The 14,048-nt window shown below is 66.8% G+C and carries 13 protein-coding genes; 9 read left to right on the top strand and 4 right to left on the bottom strand.

What is annotated here, in order from left to right:
* Positions 1-71: 71 nt before the first annotated feature.
* Complete coding sequence (locus L995_RS16505) at positions 72-1,889, bottom strand: extracellular solute-binding protein (protein WP_016448896.1); 1,818 nt, start codon at positions 1,887-1,889, stop codon at positions 72-74.
* A 123-nt stretch (positions 1,890-2,012) separates the two neighbouring features.
* Between L995_RS16505 and fabI the strand changes: the two genes are divergently transcribed.
* The 4 genes from fabI to L995_RS16490 all read left to right on the top strand — a co-directional run bounded on the left by fabI (position 2,013) and on the right by L995_RS16490 (position 4,825).
* Positions 2,013-2,813, top strand: a complete 801-nt coding sequence (fabI, locus tag L995_RS16500; RefSeq protein WP_016448897.1) for an enoyl-ACP reductase FabI — start codon at positions 2,013-2,015, stop codon at positions 2,811-2,813.
* 215 nt (positions 2,814-3,028) lie between these two features.
* Positions 3,029-3,154, top strand: coding sequence for a hypothetical protein (locus L995_RS34685; RefSeq protein WP_269431527.1), 126 nt, complete (start codon positions 3,029-3,031; stop codon positions 3,152-3,154).
* A 69-nt stretch (positions 3,155-3,223) separates the two neighbouring features.
* On the top strand, positions 3,224-3,859 hold the full coding sequence (locus L995_RS16495; protein ID WP_047472676.1) for a superoxide dismutase: 636 nt from the start codon (positions 3,224-3,226) through the stop codon (positions 3,857-3,859).
* Positions 3,860-3,904: 45 nt separating this feature from the next.
* Positions 3,905-4,825 (top strand): ZIP family metal transporter, encoded by a 921-nt coding sequence (locus L995_RS16490; RefSeq protein ID WP_016448900.1) that lies wholly within the window; start codon positions 3,905-3,907, stop codon positions 4,823-4,825.
* A 24-nt stretch (positions 4,826-4,849) separates the two neighbouring features.
* On the opposite strand, the gene L995_RS16485 is transcribed toward L995_RS16490, so the two are convergent.
* Positions 4,850-5,581, bottom strand: a complete 732-nt coding sequence (locus L995_RS16485; RefSeq protein ID WP_047472675.1) for an IclR family transcriptional regulator — start codon at positions 5,579-5,581, stop codon at positions 4,850-4,852.
* A 159-nt stretch (positions 5,582-5,740) separates the two neighbouring features.
* On the opposite strand from L995_RS16485, the gene L995_RS16480 reads away from it, so the two are divergent.
* The 3 genes from L995_RS16480 to L995_RS16470 all read left to right on the top strand — a co-directional run bounded on the left by L995_RS16480 (position 5,741) and on the right by L995_RS16470 (position 9,182).
* Positions 5,741-6,694: a hydroxymethylglutaryl-CoA lyase gene (locus tag L995_RS16480; protein ID WP_047472673.1), complete on the top strand. Its 954-nt coding sequence runs from the start codon at positions 5,741-5,743 to the stop codon at positions 6,692-6,694.
* Between the two features lie 39 nt (positions 6,695-6,733).
* Positions 6,734-7,981, top strand: coding sequence for a CaiB/BaiF CoA transferase family protein (locus L995_RS16475; protein ID WP_047472672.1), 1,248 nt, complete (start codon positions 6,734-6,736; stop codon positions 7,979-7,981).
* A 145-nt stretch (positions 7,982-8,126) separates the two neighbouring features.
* Positions 8,127-9,182 carry a Bug family tripartite tricarboxylate transporter substrate binding protein gene (locus tag L995_RS16470; RefSeq protein WP_017403993.1) on the top strand — a complete coding sequence of 352 codons (1,056 nt, stop codon included), beginning with the start codon at positions 8,127-8,129 and terminating at the stop codon, positions 9,180-9,182.
* A gap of 87 nt (positions 9,183-9,269) precedes the next feature.
* Here the strand turns inward: L995_RS16470 and L995_RS16465 are convergent, their stop codons facing one another.
* Positions 9,270-11,843 (bottom strand): arginine/lysine/ornithine decarboxylase, encoded by a 2,574-nt coding sequence (locus L995_RS16465; protein WP_047472671.1) that lies wholly within the window; start codon positions 11,841-11,843, stop codon positions 9,270-9,272.
* A gap of 151 nt (positions 11,844-11,994) precedes the next feature.
* Here L995_RS16465 and L995_RS16460 point away from each other — a divergent pair, with 151 nt between their 5' ends.
* Both L995_RS16460 and L995_RS16455 read left to right on the top strand, forming a co-directional pair.
* Entirely contained in the window at positions 11,995-12,420 is a 426-nt protein-coding gene (locus L995_RS16460) for an NfeD family protein (RefSeq protein WP_016448906.1), read from the top strand.
* 127 nt (positions 12,421-12,547) lie between these two features.
* Positions 12,548-13,465, top strand: a complete 918-nt coding sequence (locus tag L995_RS16455) for an SPFH domain-containing protein (RefSeq protein ID WP_016448907.1) — start codon at positions 12,548-12,550, stop codon at positions 13,463-13,465.
* 68 nt (positions 13,466-13,533) lie between these two features.
* Here L995_RS16455 and L995_RS16450 read toward each other — a convergent pair whose 3' ends face one another.
* Entirely contained in the window at positions 13,534-13,941 is a 408-nt protein-coding gene (locus L995_RS16450; RefSeq protein ID WP_047472670.1) for a tautomerase family protein, read from the bottom strand.
* Between the last annotated feature and the right edge of the window lie 107 nt (positions 13,942-14,048).

The following is a 14,048-nucleotide window of genomic DNA, read 5'->3' as shown; positions in this document are numbered from 1 at the left end:
CCGGGGGGCACCCCGGCCCGGGAGCGTGCCCATCATGCAACGGATCGCAACGATGCGGCGGCAGCGCCCGCTCATGGAGGCGGCGCGGTCAGCACCGGCATGCGGGCCCACCAGGTATCCATGGCCCAGCTCTCGCCCTTCGCGTAGGCGGGAACCACGGCGGGCCGCACCAGCCGCCAGGAGTCGTAGACCATGCGGTGCGTTCCCGCGCTCCACTGCGGAATCAGGTAGTGTCCATGCGCGATGACACGCTCCAGTGCGTGGCACGCGGGCAACAGCTGCGCCTCGGTCTTGGCCTCGGTCATGCGCCGGATCAAGGCATCGACGGCGGGATTCTTGACTCCGGGAAAATTGCCCGAGCCGTCCGTGTCCGCCGCCCGACTGCCGAACAGGTCGGCGAATTCCTGGCCCGGGTTGTTCGTGCCCTGGTAGGCAATGGAGATGATGTCGTAGTCGAACTTCTCCACGCGCTGCTGGTACAGCGCAAAGTCCGCCGAGCGAAAGCGCAGCCGTATGCCCAGCTTTTCCAGATTGCGTATCCAGGGCGAGACCTGGCGTATGCCCGACTCGCTGCTGTCCAGGTACTCCAGCTCCATGGCCTGGCCCCGCGCATTGCGCAGCACGCCATCCTGAATGGTCCAGCCGGCATCGGCCAGCAATTGCCGCGCCTGGCGCAGGTTGGCACGCAGCGAGTTGTTGCCATCGGTGCGCGGCGGCTCGGCCATGGGGCCGAAAGCCTCCGGCGGAATGCTCTTGCGCAGGGGCTCCATGAGCGCCAGCTCCTCTGGCGAGGGCTCGCCATGGGTCTCGCAGGCCGTGTTGCCGAACAGCCCGCGCACGCGCTGGTAGGAGCCGTAGAACATCTGCCGGTTCATCCATTCGTAGTCCAGGGCCAGGTCCAGCGCACGGCGAACGCGCACGTCCTGCAGCAAAGGGCGCCGGGTATTGAGCACATAGCTCTGGAACCCCGAGGGCAGCTTGTTGCTGAATTCGCCCTTGACCAGCTCGCCCCGGTCGAAGCGCTTGCCGTACAGGCGCCGCGCCCAGTCGCCGGCGCTGTAAAAACGCATCAGGTCGAACTCGCCGGCCTTCAGCGCTTCCAGCTTCGCCGTGTTGTCGCGGTAGATCTTGACGGAGATGCGGTCGAAATTGGCCGTGCCCACGCGCGCGGGCAGATCGCGCCCCCAGTAGTCCGGGTCGCGCACATAGGTGATGTCCTTGCCGAAGCGCACAGGTCCTATCCTGTAGGGCCCACTGCCGATGGGCGTATCCGTCACCACCTGGTCGAAGGGCTTGGGCTTGCCGTTTTCCATGCCCCAGTCGCGGCTGAAGACGGGAATGGCGCCCACAACCAGCGGCAGTTCCCGGTTCGGCTGCTTGAAGCGAAAGCGCACCGTGCGTTCATCCAGCACGTCGACCCCCGCCACATCGAAGAACAGCGATCGGTAGCCAGGCAATGCGTGCGGCCCCACCAGCGTGTCATAGCTGAACTTGACATCGGCAGCCAGCACGGGCTTGCCGTTGTGAAAGCGCGCTTGCGGCCGCAGCCGGAACGTGGCCGACAGGCCGTCGGGGGCAGCCTGCACATCCTCTGCCAGCAGTCCGTAGCCCGTGGCGGTCTCGTCCAGCGAGGGCCACAGCAGGGTGTCGAACATCAGTTCGGCCAGATAGGCCGGAGACGATCCCTTGATGGTGAACGGGTTGTACTTGTCAAAGGTGGAGATGCGCAGGTTGCTCACCAGGCGCAGCTCGCCGCCCTTGGGGGCCTTGGCGTTGACATAGTCGAAATGGCTGAAGCCCTCGGCATAGCGGGGCTCTCCCCACAGGGCATAGGCATGCGAGCCCCACGCCGGCACACACGCCGAGGCCAGCAGCAGCGAAGAAATCATCCAATGGCGCATGCGACAATTCTGCACCACGCAGCCAGCCGCCCGCTGGCAAACGCTGACGCGGGGCCCCGCCTTCGCCGCCAGCTGCTGCGCACTTCCACTCACTTCCTCTGGAGAACAACAATGGGCTTTCTCGCCGGTAAAAAACTGCTGATCACGGGCGTTCTGTCCAACCGCTCCATCGCCTACGGCATCGCCAAGGCCTGCCACGCACAGGGCGCGGAGCTGGCGTTCAGCTATGTGGGCGAGCGCTTCAAGGACCGCATCACCGAGTTCGCCGCCGAATTCGACTCCAAGCTGATCTTCGACTGCGACGTGGCCGACGACGCCCAGATCGACAAGCTGTTCGCCGACCTGGGCGCCACCTGGGGCAAGTTCGACGGCTTCGTGCACAGCATCGGCTTCGCGCCGCGCGAGGCCATCGCCGGCAACTTCCTGGAAGGCCTGTCGCGCGAGGGCTTCAAGATCGCGCACGACATCAGCGCCTACAGCTTCCCCGCGATGGCCAAGGCGGCCCTGCCTTACCTCAATGACAAGTCCTCGCTGCTGACGCTGTCGTACCTGGGCGCGTTGCGCTCCATCCCCAACTACAACACCATGGGCCTGGCCAAGGCATCGCTGGAAGCCTCGGTGCGCTACCTGGCCGAGGCCGTGGGCCGCACGGCAGACGGCCGCGCCATCCGCGCCAACGGCATCTCGGCCGGTCCCATCAAGACGCTGGCCGCATCGGGCATCAAGGACTTCGGCAAGCTGCTGGGCCGCGTGGCCGATGCATCGCCGCTGCGCCGCAACGTGACCATCGAGGATGTGGGCAATGTGGCCGCCTTCCTGCTGTCCGACCTGGCCTCGGGCGTGACGGCCGAGATCACCTACGTGGACGGCGGCTTCAGCCAGACTGCAGGCCTGTCGGCCGACCAGGTCTAAGCGGCCACCGCCACCCGACCGGCCCCGCAGGCATTGCCGCCTGCGGGGCTTTTTTTCGCCCGGAACCCACGACTGCGGGTCCTGCCTGCACGCGCAAGGAAATACACATCGGCTTGACTGAGGTCATTTTTGTTTTGAATGAGAATGATTCTCATGAATAATACAATTCTCAGATCAATATCAAGGAATCTCTGAAACCCTCGGAGCCAGCAGAGATGCAAGCAACCCCTGACCTCAGCCTGCCCTCTCCCGTTCAAGCCCCCATCGATGCGGCACTGCAGGCCTCGTCCCGGGTCTTCGACATCGCGGCAACGGCCCTGCCCTCGCGGCTGGCGCACTGACTGCAGGTCTCGCCCCCCCACACGCCTTACGACGCACCGATTTCCCCCGTAGTCCCTGAAAGAAACCACATGAGCAACTACACCCTGCCTCCCCTGAACTACGCCTACGACGCGCTGGAGCCCCATATCGATGCGCAGACCATGGAGATCCACTACACCAAGCACCATCAGGCCTATGTGAACAACCTGAATGCCGCACTCAAGGACACGCCGCACGGCAGCCAGCCCGTGGAGCAGCTGATCGCCGACCTGTCCCTGCTGCCCGAAGGCGTGCGCGGCGCCGTGCGCAACAACGGCGGCGGCCATGCCAACCACAGCCTGTTCTGGACCGTGATGGCCCCGGCAGACCAGGGTGGCGGAGGCGCCCCCTCGGGCGAGCTGGCCCAGGCCATCGACAGGGAGCTGGGGGGCTTCGATGCCTTCAAGGCCACCTTCACCCAGGCCGCGCTCACGCGCTTTGGCAGCGGCTGGGCGTGGCTCGTGGTGGGCAAGGACGGCAAGCTTGCCGTGGAAAGCAGCGGCAACCAGGACAGCCCGCTGATGGCCGGCATCGGCTCCGGAGCCACCCCCATCCTGGGCCTGGACGTGTGGGAACACGCCTACTACCTCAAGTACCAGAATCGCCGCCCCGAATACATCGCGGCGTTCTACAACGTAGTCAGCTGGACCGAAGTGGCCCGCCGCTACGCCGCAGCCCGCGGCTGATCGGCCAAGCCTGCCCGCCAACGCCCCAACCCATTCCCGACCAGCATGGATCTGCCACAACGCTTCCGCTCCAAGACCAGCGTACGGTCCAACATCCGCCTGTGGATCGGCCTGGCCATCATGATGGCCGGCGCCTGGGCGCTCACCAGCCAGTTCTGGGCCTATGCCCAGAACCATCCGGTGGTCTTCCAGGCCCTGGCCGGCGGCTCGGCAGCCGCGCTGGCGACAGCCCTGGGCACCGTTCCCGTGATGCTGTCCCAGCGCCTGTCCGAGCGCACGCAGGACACCTTGTTCGGCTTTGGCGCCGGCGTCATGCTGGCGGCCTGCGCCTTCTCGCTGATCCTGCCGGGGCTGGAAGCGGTGCGTACGCAGGGCCTGTTTGGGGGCGGGGGCTGGGCGGCAGGCGCTGTCATCGGCACGGCAATCCTGCTGGGCGGCGCGGCGCTCATGCTCATGGACCGGCTGCTGCCGCACGAACACTTCATCAAGGGCCGCGAAGGCCTGGACCCGCAAGGCGCGCGCAAGCTGCAGCGCACCTGGCTGTTCGTCTTTGCCATTGCCCTGCACAACCTGCCCGAAGGCCTGGCCATCGGCGTGGGCTATGCGGGCAACGACGGACTGCGCGCCAATGCGCTGGCCACAGGCATTGCCATCCAGGATGTGCCCGAGGGCCTGGTGGTCGCCGTGGCCCTGCTGGCTGCGGGCTACAAGCGCAGCTTTGCTGTGGCGCTGGGCATGGCATCGGGCCTGGTGGAGCCGCTGGGCGCCGTGCTGGGCGCAGTCATCGTCAGCGGCTCGGCCGCGCTGCTTCCCTGGGGCCTGGGCTTTGCGGCAGGCGCCATGCTCTTCGTGATCAGCCACGAGATCATTCCCGAGTCGCACCGCAAGGGCCACGAGGCCTTTGCCACGGGCGGCCTCATGCTGGGCTTTGTGCTGATGATGGTGCTGGACACGGCGCTGGGCTGAGTCCGCGCACCGCGCACGCCTGGCTCAGGGCAGCAAGAGCCCCAGCTCCCGCGCCGCCGCCAGCACATGGCGGGCGTGGCGCTCCTCGTAGCGGTGGGCTGGCATGGTCAGTGTCAGTGCCGCTGCCAACTCTCCATCGCGCTTGAAGACCGGGGCAGAAATCCCGGCGATCTCCCGGTGCCTGTCTCCCACCATGGCGCAGTAGCCATCGGCGCGCACGCGGGCCAGCTGCGTGCGGCTGCCGCCGCGCGATGCGGCGTACAGCTCGGCATCGAACGCGGACAGCACCCGCCCGCCCGCACCCTGCCCCAGCGGCAGCAGATCGCCGGTGCGCGCATGGTCGCGCACGGGATGGGGCGAATCCACGCGGTACAGGCACAGCCGGTCCTGCCCCTGGCGCACGTGGTAGGCCGCACTCTCGCCCGTGGCCTGCACCAGGGTACGCAGCACGGGCATGATCACGCTGTCCAGCGAGAAATGCCGGGCATACACGGTGTTCAGCCGTGCCACGGCCGGGCCCACGGCATAGCGGCCATCATCCATGCGCAGCACCCAGCCGCCATGCTCCAGCGAAGCCAGCAGCCGCAGCACGGTGCTCTTGTACAGGCGCGTGCGTTCCGACAGCTGGGCCAGCGTCAGCCCGTCATCTCCGTCGCGAAAGGCGGCCAGCAGGCTCAAGGCCCGGTCCACCGCAGCCACGCCGCCCGGCGCGGCGTTCTCGTCGGCTACCGATTCCGTCACTGATTTGCGAGGCATATCGAAGGCACCCAAGGGAAAACCCCAGGCACGCAGGCTTGACGATAGCGCGTGCAGCAGGGAATATTTCAATAGAGAGAATCAAGTTCTATCTATTAGAACAACTCAAGCAACCGATGTCAACAGGCGAATCCTGCGGTCATCGCCACCCACCACCGGATGTCCCTGCCCATGTCCTCCCACCGTTTTGACGTACTCATCAGCGAAGTCGGCCCGCGCGATGGCCTGCAGTCCGTGGCCTCCACCATGTCCACAGCGCACAAGCTGGCGTGGATCGACGCCCTGGCCCATGCGGGCCTGCAGGAGATCGAGGTCGGCTCCTTCGTCTCGCCCAAGCTGCTGCCCCAGATGGCCGACGCGGCCGAGGTGGTCGCCCACGCCATCACGCTGCCCGGCATCACCGTGATGGCCCTGGTCCCCAATCTGCGCGGTGCCGAGGCTGCGCTGCGCGCCGGCGTCCACAAGGTCACCCTGCCCGTATCGGCCAGCCCCGCGCATTCCATGGCCAATGTGCGCAAGACCCCCATGCAGATGGTGGACGAGGTGCGGGCCATTGCCGCGCTGCGCGACGAGATCGCACCGCATGCCCTGATCGAGGCGGGCATCTCCACGGCCTTCGGCTGCACGCTGCAGGGCCTGGTGCCCGAGGACGAAGTGATTGCACTGGCCCTGGCCTGCGTGGCAGCCGGCGCCGATGAATCGGGCCTGTCCGACACCACGGGCATGGCCAACCCGGCCCAGGTGCGGCGCCTGTTCACACGGCTGCGCGCCGAGCTGGGCGAACAGGCAGGCGCGGCCCACATGCACAATACGCGCGGCCTGGGCCTGGCCAACTGCCTGGCCGCCTACGAGGCTGGCGCGCGCACCTTCGATGCCTCGCTGGCCGGCCTGGGTGGCTGCCCGTACGCGCCGGGCGCCTCGGGCAACGTGGTCACCGAAGACCTGGTCTTCATGTTCGAGGCCATGGGCATCCGCACCGGCGTGGACATCGATCGCCTGATCGCCGCCCGCCAGCCGCTGGCCGCAGGCCTGCCCGGCGAGGAGCTGCACGGCATGACGCCGCTGGCCGGACTGCCCAAGGGCTTTGCGCCCCACCCCTACGCACCGGCCTGAGCCGCGGCGACAACCCATACATTCATTCACCGTTTTCCCATGAGCCAACCCACCTCCCCCGACACGGCCGCAGGCCAGGCCACGCCACTGCCCTACGCAGGCATCCGCGTGGTCGAGTTCACCCACATGGTCATGGGCCCGTCCTGCGGCATGATGCTGGCCGACCTGGGCGCCGAAGTCATCAAGGTCGAGCCCGTGGGCCACGGCCGCGACGGCGATGCCACGCGCAAGCTGCTGGGTTCGGGCTCCGGCTTTTTCCCGCTGTTCAACCGCAACAAGAAGAGCGTGACGCTGGACCTGCAGACCGAGGAAGGCAAGCAGGCCGCGCTGCGCCTGATCGCCACGGCCGACGTGGTCTGCGAGAACTTCAAGCCCGGCACCATGCGCAAGCTGGGGCTGGACTACGACAGCCTCAAGGACCGCTTCGAGCGCCTCATCTACGTGAGCCACAAGGGCTTTCTGCCCGGCCCCTACGAGCACCGCACGGCGCTGGACGAGGTGGTGCAGATGATGGGTGGCCTGGCCTACATGACGGGCCGCCCCGGCGACCCGCTGCGCGCCGGCGCCAGCGTCAACGACATCATGGGCGGCATGTTCGGCGCCATGGGCGCGATGGCTGCCCTGGCCCAGCGCGAGAAGACCGGGCGCGGCCAGGAAGTGCAAAGCGCACTGTTCGAGAACAACATCTTCCTGGTCGCCCAGCACATGATGCAGTTCGCCGTCACCGGCAAGCCGGCCGCGCCCATGCCGGCACGCATCTCGGCCTGGGCCATCTACGACGTGTTCGAGGTCCAGGGCGGCGAGCAGATCTTCCTGGCCGTGGTCAGCGACGGCGCCTGGCGCCTGTTCTGCGATGCCTTCGGCCTGGGCGAGCTGCGCGACGATCCGCGCCTTGGCAGCAACAACGACCGCGTGCTGGCGCGCAGCTGGCTGATGCCGCTGCTGCGCGAGAAGATGGCCCCGCACAGCGCCGCCCACATTGCCGAGGTCTTCGAGAAGAACGGCCTGCCCTTCGCCCCCATCGCACGCCCGCAGGACCTGCTGCAAGACCCGCACCTGAACGCCACGGGCTCGCTGGCCCCCATCACCCTGCCCGATGGCCGCGAGACCAAGACCGTGCTGCTGCCCTTCACGCTGGACGGCAAGCGCCTGGATGTGCGCCTGTCGCCCCCGCGCCTGGGCGAGCACAGCCTGGAGATCCTCACCGCACTGGGCTACAGCAGCGAGCAGGCCCTGGCCCTGGCCCAGGGCGAGGCCACCGACAGCCACGCCAAGGCCTCCCATTGATGCCAGGCTGAGCCACTGAAGCCGCCGCCGTCCACCCGACGCGCGGCGCCCCTGCAACCTTGCACCCCATCCACCCCACACCGGACGACGCTTGCCGCGCGCCCGGCGGGGAGGCCTTTTCCCAGAAATTCCCGGAGACAACACCATGCCCGCCATCCACCGCAACCCGGCCGCCCAAAACCGGACTCAGACACTGACCCAGGCCCGCCCCTGTTCCGCCCCGCGCCGCCAGTTGCTGCTGTGCGCCCTGCCCGCATTGGCTGCCGCCCTGCTCCCCCTGGCGGCCCAGGCCCAGCCCGGCAACTGGCCCTCGCGCGCCGTGCGCATGGTCGTGCCCTACACGCCGGGCGGCGGCACGGACGCGGTCGCGCGCCAGATCAGCGAGCGCGTGGGCACGCTGAACCAATGGACCGTGGTCGTGGACAACAAGCCCGGCGCAGGCGGCAACATCGGCCTGGATGCGGTGGCCAAGTCCGCGCCGGATGGCTATACCTTCGGCATGGGCCAGACCGCCAACCTCGCCATCAACCCCGCCCTGCTGCCCAGCATGCCCTTCAACCCCCGCACCGACCTGATCCCCGTGGCCCTGGTCGCCGCCCAGCCCACGGTGCTGGTCGTGCCGCAGGACTCGCCATGGAAATCGGTGCAGGACCTGGTCAAGGCCGCCAAGGCCGACCCGGGCGGCATCCGCCAGGGACTGGCATCGACGGGCACGGTGGGCCACCTGGCCGGCGAGATGCTGGCCTTCAAGGCCGGCATCCAGGTGCTCAACGTGCCCTACAAGGGCGCAGCGCCGGCCGTGACCGACCTGCTGGGCAAGCAGACGCACTACATGTTCGGCACGCCCCAGGCCGTCTATCCGCTGCTCAAGGGCGGCAAGCTGCGCGCCCTGGCCGTGACCTCGGCCAGGCGCCTGCCCATCCTGCCCGAGGTGCCCACAGTGGCCGAGTCGGGCTATGCAGGCTTCGAGGCCGTGGACTGGAAGCTGATCGTCGCGCCCAAGGGCACGCCGGCCGCCGTCGTGCAGAAGATGAATACCGCCGTGAACGCGGCCCTGCAGCAGCCCGCCGTGCAGCAGCAACTGCAGGCCGAGGGCAGCACGGCCCTGGGCGGCAGCATGCAGGACGCGGCCCGGTACCTGCTCAAGGAGCAGACGGACTGGGCCGCGCTGATCCGCGATGCCAGGATCCGCCTGGAGTGAGCGGCAAACAGCGGGCAAGAAAAAAGGCGCGGCGCCCCTTGCGGGCACCGCGCCTTTTTGACGGGCCGTCGTCAGCCGGCCAGCCGATCAGATCGTGCGGCCGAAGGGGCCATCATCGCCCACCTGCACCATCTTGCGGCCACGCACCGGCTTGGCAGCCGTGCCGACTTCCGGCGCCGACCCGGCCTTGCGGGCCGCTGCGGGGCGCTTGGCCGGCGCCTTGACGGCAGCAGCCTTCACGGCCTTTTTGGCAGCGGGCTTTGCCGCAGCCTTGGCAGCCGGCTTGGCCGCAGCCTTGGCCGCTGCAGATTTTCCGGCCGCAGACTTGCCGGCAGCCGGCGCCTTGCGGGCAGGAGCGGCCTGGGCCACGCAGTCGGCGTAGTAGCGCACCTCGCCGTCTGCGTCCTCCAGCTCCACCAGGCCGTGAATGTCGGTCTCGAAGCCAGGGCACTCCTTGGCGAACTCACGCGCGAACAGCAGGTAATCCACGATCTTGCGGTTGAACACCTCGCCGGGGATCAGCAGCGGAATGCCGGGCGGGTACGGCGTGACCAGGCCCACGGTGATGCGGCCTTCCAGGTGGTCGATCTCCACGCGCTCGGTCTTGCGGTGCGCGATGTGGGCGTAGGCATCGCTGGGCTTCATCGCGGGCTTGAGGTCCGACAGATACATCTCGGTCGTCAGGCGGGCGATGTCGTACTTGGCGTACAGCTCGTGCACGTGCTGGCACAGGTCGCGCAGGCCCATGCGCTCGTAGCGGCGGTGCTGCTGGCAGAACTCGGGCAGGATGCGTGCCAGCGGCTGGTTGCGGTCGTAGTCGTCCTTGAACTGCTGCAGCGCCGTCAGCATGGTGTTCCAGCGGCCCTTGGTGATGCCGATGGTGAACATGATGAAGAACGAGTACAGGCCCGTCTTCTCCACCACCACGCCGTGCTCGGCCAGGTACTTGGTCACGATGGAGGCCGGGATGCCCGTGTCCGAGAAATCGCCGTCCAGGTCCAGGCCCGGCGTCACGATGGTGGACTTGATCGGATCCAGCATGTTGAAGCCGTCGGCCAGCTCGCCAAAGCCGTGCCAGTTGTCGAACTCCTTGCCGTTCTTGGCCTTGGAGCGCTTGGGCGCCGCGTCCTGGCCGCGGATGATCCAGTCCTGGGCCGAGCCGACGCCTTCATCGGCCAGCTTCTCGGGACCCCAGACCTCGAACCACCAGTCGTCGTCGCCGAACTCGTCTTCGACCTTGCGCATGGCACGGCGGAAGTCCAGCGCCTCCAGAATCGACTCTTCCACCAGGGCCGTGCCGCCGGGCGGCTCCATCATCGCGGCGGCCACGTCGCAGCTGGCGATGATGCTGTACTGGGGGCTGGTCGAGGTGTGCATCAGGTACGCCTCGTTGAACAGGTGGTGGTCCAGCTTTTCGGTCTGGCTGTCCTGCACCAGCACATGCGATGCCTGGCTGATGCCGGCCAGCAGCTTGTGGATGGACTGCGTGGCATACACCACCGAGTGCTTGGGGCGCGCGCGCTTCTTGCCCATGGCGTGGTAGCTGCCATAGAACGGGTGGAAGGCAGCGTGCGGCAGCCAGGCTTCATCGAAGTGCAGGTTGGCCACATAGCCGTCCAGCATGCTCTTGATGGTCTCGGTGTTGTAGAGCACGCCGTCGTAGGTGGACTGCGTCAGCGTCAGCACGCGGGGCTTGACCGTCTTGGCATCCACGCCCTTGAGCAGCGGATTGGCCGCGATCTTGGCCTGGATGGACTCCACCGAGAACTCGCTTTGCGGGATCGGGCCGATGATGCCGAAGTGGTTGCGCGTGGGCTTGAGGAACACCGGAATCGCACCCGTCATGATGATGGAGTGCAGGATGGACTTGTGGCAGTTGCGGTCCACCACGACCACGTCGCCGGGCGCCACGGCGTGGTGCCAGACGATCTTGTTCGACGTGGACGTGCCGTTGGTCACGAAGTAGCAGTGATCGGCATTGAAGATGCGCGCGGCATTGCGCTCGCTCTCGCCGATGGCGCCGTTGTGGTCCAGCAATTGGCCCAGTTCCTCCACCGCGTTGCACACGTCGGCGCGCAGCATGTTCTCGCCGTAGAACTGGTGGTACATCTGGCCCACGGGGCTCTTGAGGAAGGCCACGCCGCCCGAGTGTCCGGGGCAGTGCCAGCTGTAGGAGCCGTCTTCCGCATAGTCCAGCAGCGCCTTGAAGAACGGCGGCTGCACGCCTTCCAGGTAGCTCTTGGCCTCGCGGATGATGTGCTTGGCCACGAACTCCGGCGTGTCCTCGAACATGTGGATGAAGCCGTGCAGCTCGCGCAGGATGTCGTTGGGCAGGTGGCGGCTGGTCTTGGTCTCGCCGTAGATGTAGATCGGCACATCGGCGTTCTTGCGGCGCACTTCGCCGATGAAGCTGCGCAGGCTGTGGATCACGGGATCGCTTTCGCCACCCAGCGAGAACTCCTCGTCATCGATGGACAGGATGAAGGCACTGGCCCGGCTTTGCTGCTGCGCGAACTGCGACAGGTCGCCGTAGCTGGTCACCCCCAGCACCTCGAAACCTTCTTGCTCGATGGCCTGTGCCAGGGCGCGGATGCCCAGGCCCGAGGTGTTCTCGGAACGGTAGTCCTCGTCGATGATGACGATGGGAAAGCGAAACTTCATGGGGGCAGCCTCCGTAACCTGAGCGGGCCTAAAAAACGAAACAGGCGCGAAGTGTAAGGAATATCCTTATTGCGCCTTTGAAGCGTGCGGCTTTTCACCCAGAATGTGGTGCACTAAACACAAGCAACCGTCATAAACAGGGAGTCTGGGAATGGAATATTCCACCATCTGGTGGCTCGTCGCCGGCGCATTGGTCATCGCCGAATTGCTGACCGGCAGCTTCTATCTGCTGATGCTGGCACTGGGCGCCATCGTCGGCGCGCTGTGCGCCCACATGGGCCTGGCGCCCATTGCCCAGCTCGTCATTGCCGCCGTGCTCGGCAGCGCCTTCGTACTGGCCTGCTACCTGGTGCGCCGGCGCCTGCCCAGCCGCCAGCCCGCCTCCAGCAACCGCGACGTCAACCTCGATGTCGGCGAATCCGTCATGGTCGAGCAATGGAACTCCGACGGCACGGCCCAGGTCCGCTACCGCGGAGCCCAATGGACCGTGATCAGCCGTCCGGGCAACCTGCCCTCTGCCGGCATGCACCGCGTGGCCGAGGTCGTCGGCAACCGGCTGCTGGTGGACAAACTCTGATTGCCCATCCCCACGCCCGCGCTTCACGGCGCGGGCATCTGCATCGGGCATAGTGGCAGGCACCATCCGCCAGCCGTCCCGCCGCCCTCTTGTTTCACCGAACGCCCCTCCGGGGCCTGGAGACACCATGGAAATCGCCATCGTCATTCTGGTCATCGCGGCCATCTTCATCGCACGGTCCATCAAGGTCGTGCCCCAGCAGCACGCCTGGGTCAAGGAACGCCTCGGCAAGTACGCCGGCACGCTCACGCCCGGCCTGAACTTCCTCGTGCCCTTCGTGGACCGCGTGGCCTACAAGCACAGCCTCAAGGAAATCCCGCTGGACGTGCCCAGCCAGGTCTGCATCACGCGCGACAACACCCAGCTGCAGGTGGATGGCATCCTCTACTTCCAGGTCACCGATCCCATGCGCGCCAGCTACGGCTCGTCCAACTACATCATGGCCGTCACCCAGCTGGCCCAGACCTCGCTGCGTTCCGTGATCGGCAAGCTCGAACTGGACAAGACCTTCGAGGAGCGCGACATGATCAACGCCCAGGTGGTCTCCGCCATCGACGAGGCCGCGCTCAACTGGGGCGTGAAGGTGCTGCGCTATGAAATCAAGGACCTGACGCCGCCGGCCGAAATCCTGCGCTCCATGCAGGCCCAGATCACGGCCGAGCGCGAAAAGCGCGCCCTGATCGCAGCCTCCGAAGGCCGCCGCCAGGAACAGATCAACATCGCCACGGGCGAGCGCGAAGCCTTCATCGCCCGCTCCGAAGGCGAGAAGCAGGCCGTCATCAACAAGGCCCAGGGCGAGGCCGAATCCATCAAGGCGGTCGCAGACGCCACGGCCCAGGCCATCGAACGCGTGGCCAACGCCATCCGCCAGCCCGGTGGCGAGCAGGCCGTGCAGCTCAAGGTCGCCGAAAAGGCCGTCGAGGCCTATGGCCAGGTCGCCTCTGACGCCACCACCACGCTGATCGTGCCCAGCAACATGACCGAAGTCTCCAGCCTGATCACCTCGGCCATGAAGATGATCCAGACCGGCCAGCGCACCAGCTGAGAGCCGCCGCCACGCCATGAACAACGGGCCATCGCGGCCCGTTTTTCATTGCAGCGGTGTTGTGCGGATCAGGCGGGTGCGCCCACCTGCTGCACCAGGCCCATGGCGAAGCGCCCGTGGCCCACGGACCAGTCCGAGTAGTCGTTCTCATGCATGAAGATGAACACGTCGGCCGGCGCAACCCCCGCCCCTTCATGCAGATTGCGCGCAATGGCCGCATACAAGGCCTTCTTCATCGCATCGCTGCGCCCGCGCCGCATGGTGATCTCGACCACCACCACCGCATCCGAACGCGCCATCCCGTTGAAACTGCGGCTGAACGCGAACTGCCCGGGAGCGTACGGATGCACCATGTTGAACAGTTCGTCCTCGGGCATGCCGATGCCCTCCACCAGGGCCCGGTGAATGCCCTGCACGACGGCATCGCGCTGGGAAGTGGAGGTGGACTGGGGCAGATAGGTGTGGACGAAGGGCATGGTGCTATGTGCTTTGGGATCGAATGGAGATGGAAAGTCCGGCCAGAATCCACGCAGGATTGCCAGCCGAAGCGGCAAATCTACCGACCGGCCCATGGCCTACGCGG

Source organism: Delftia sp. ZNC0008, from assembly GCF_000799035.1.
GTDB classification, from domain to species: Bacteria; Pseudomonadota; Gammaproteobacteria; order Burkholderiales; family Burkholderiaceae_C; genus Comamonas; species Comamonas tsuruhatensis.
This window is presented reverse-complemented; position numbering and strand designations above follow the sequence as displayed.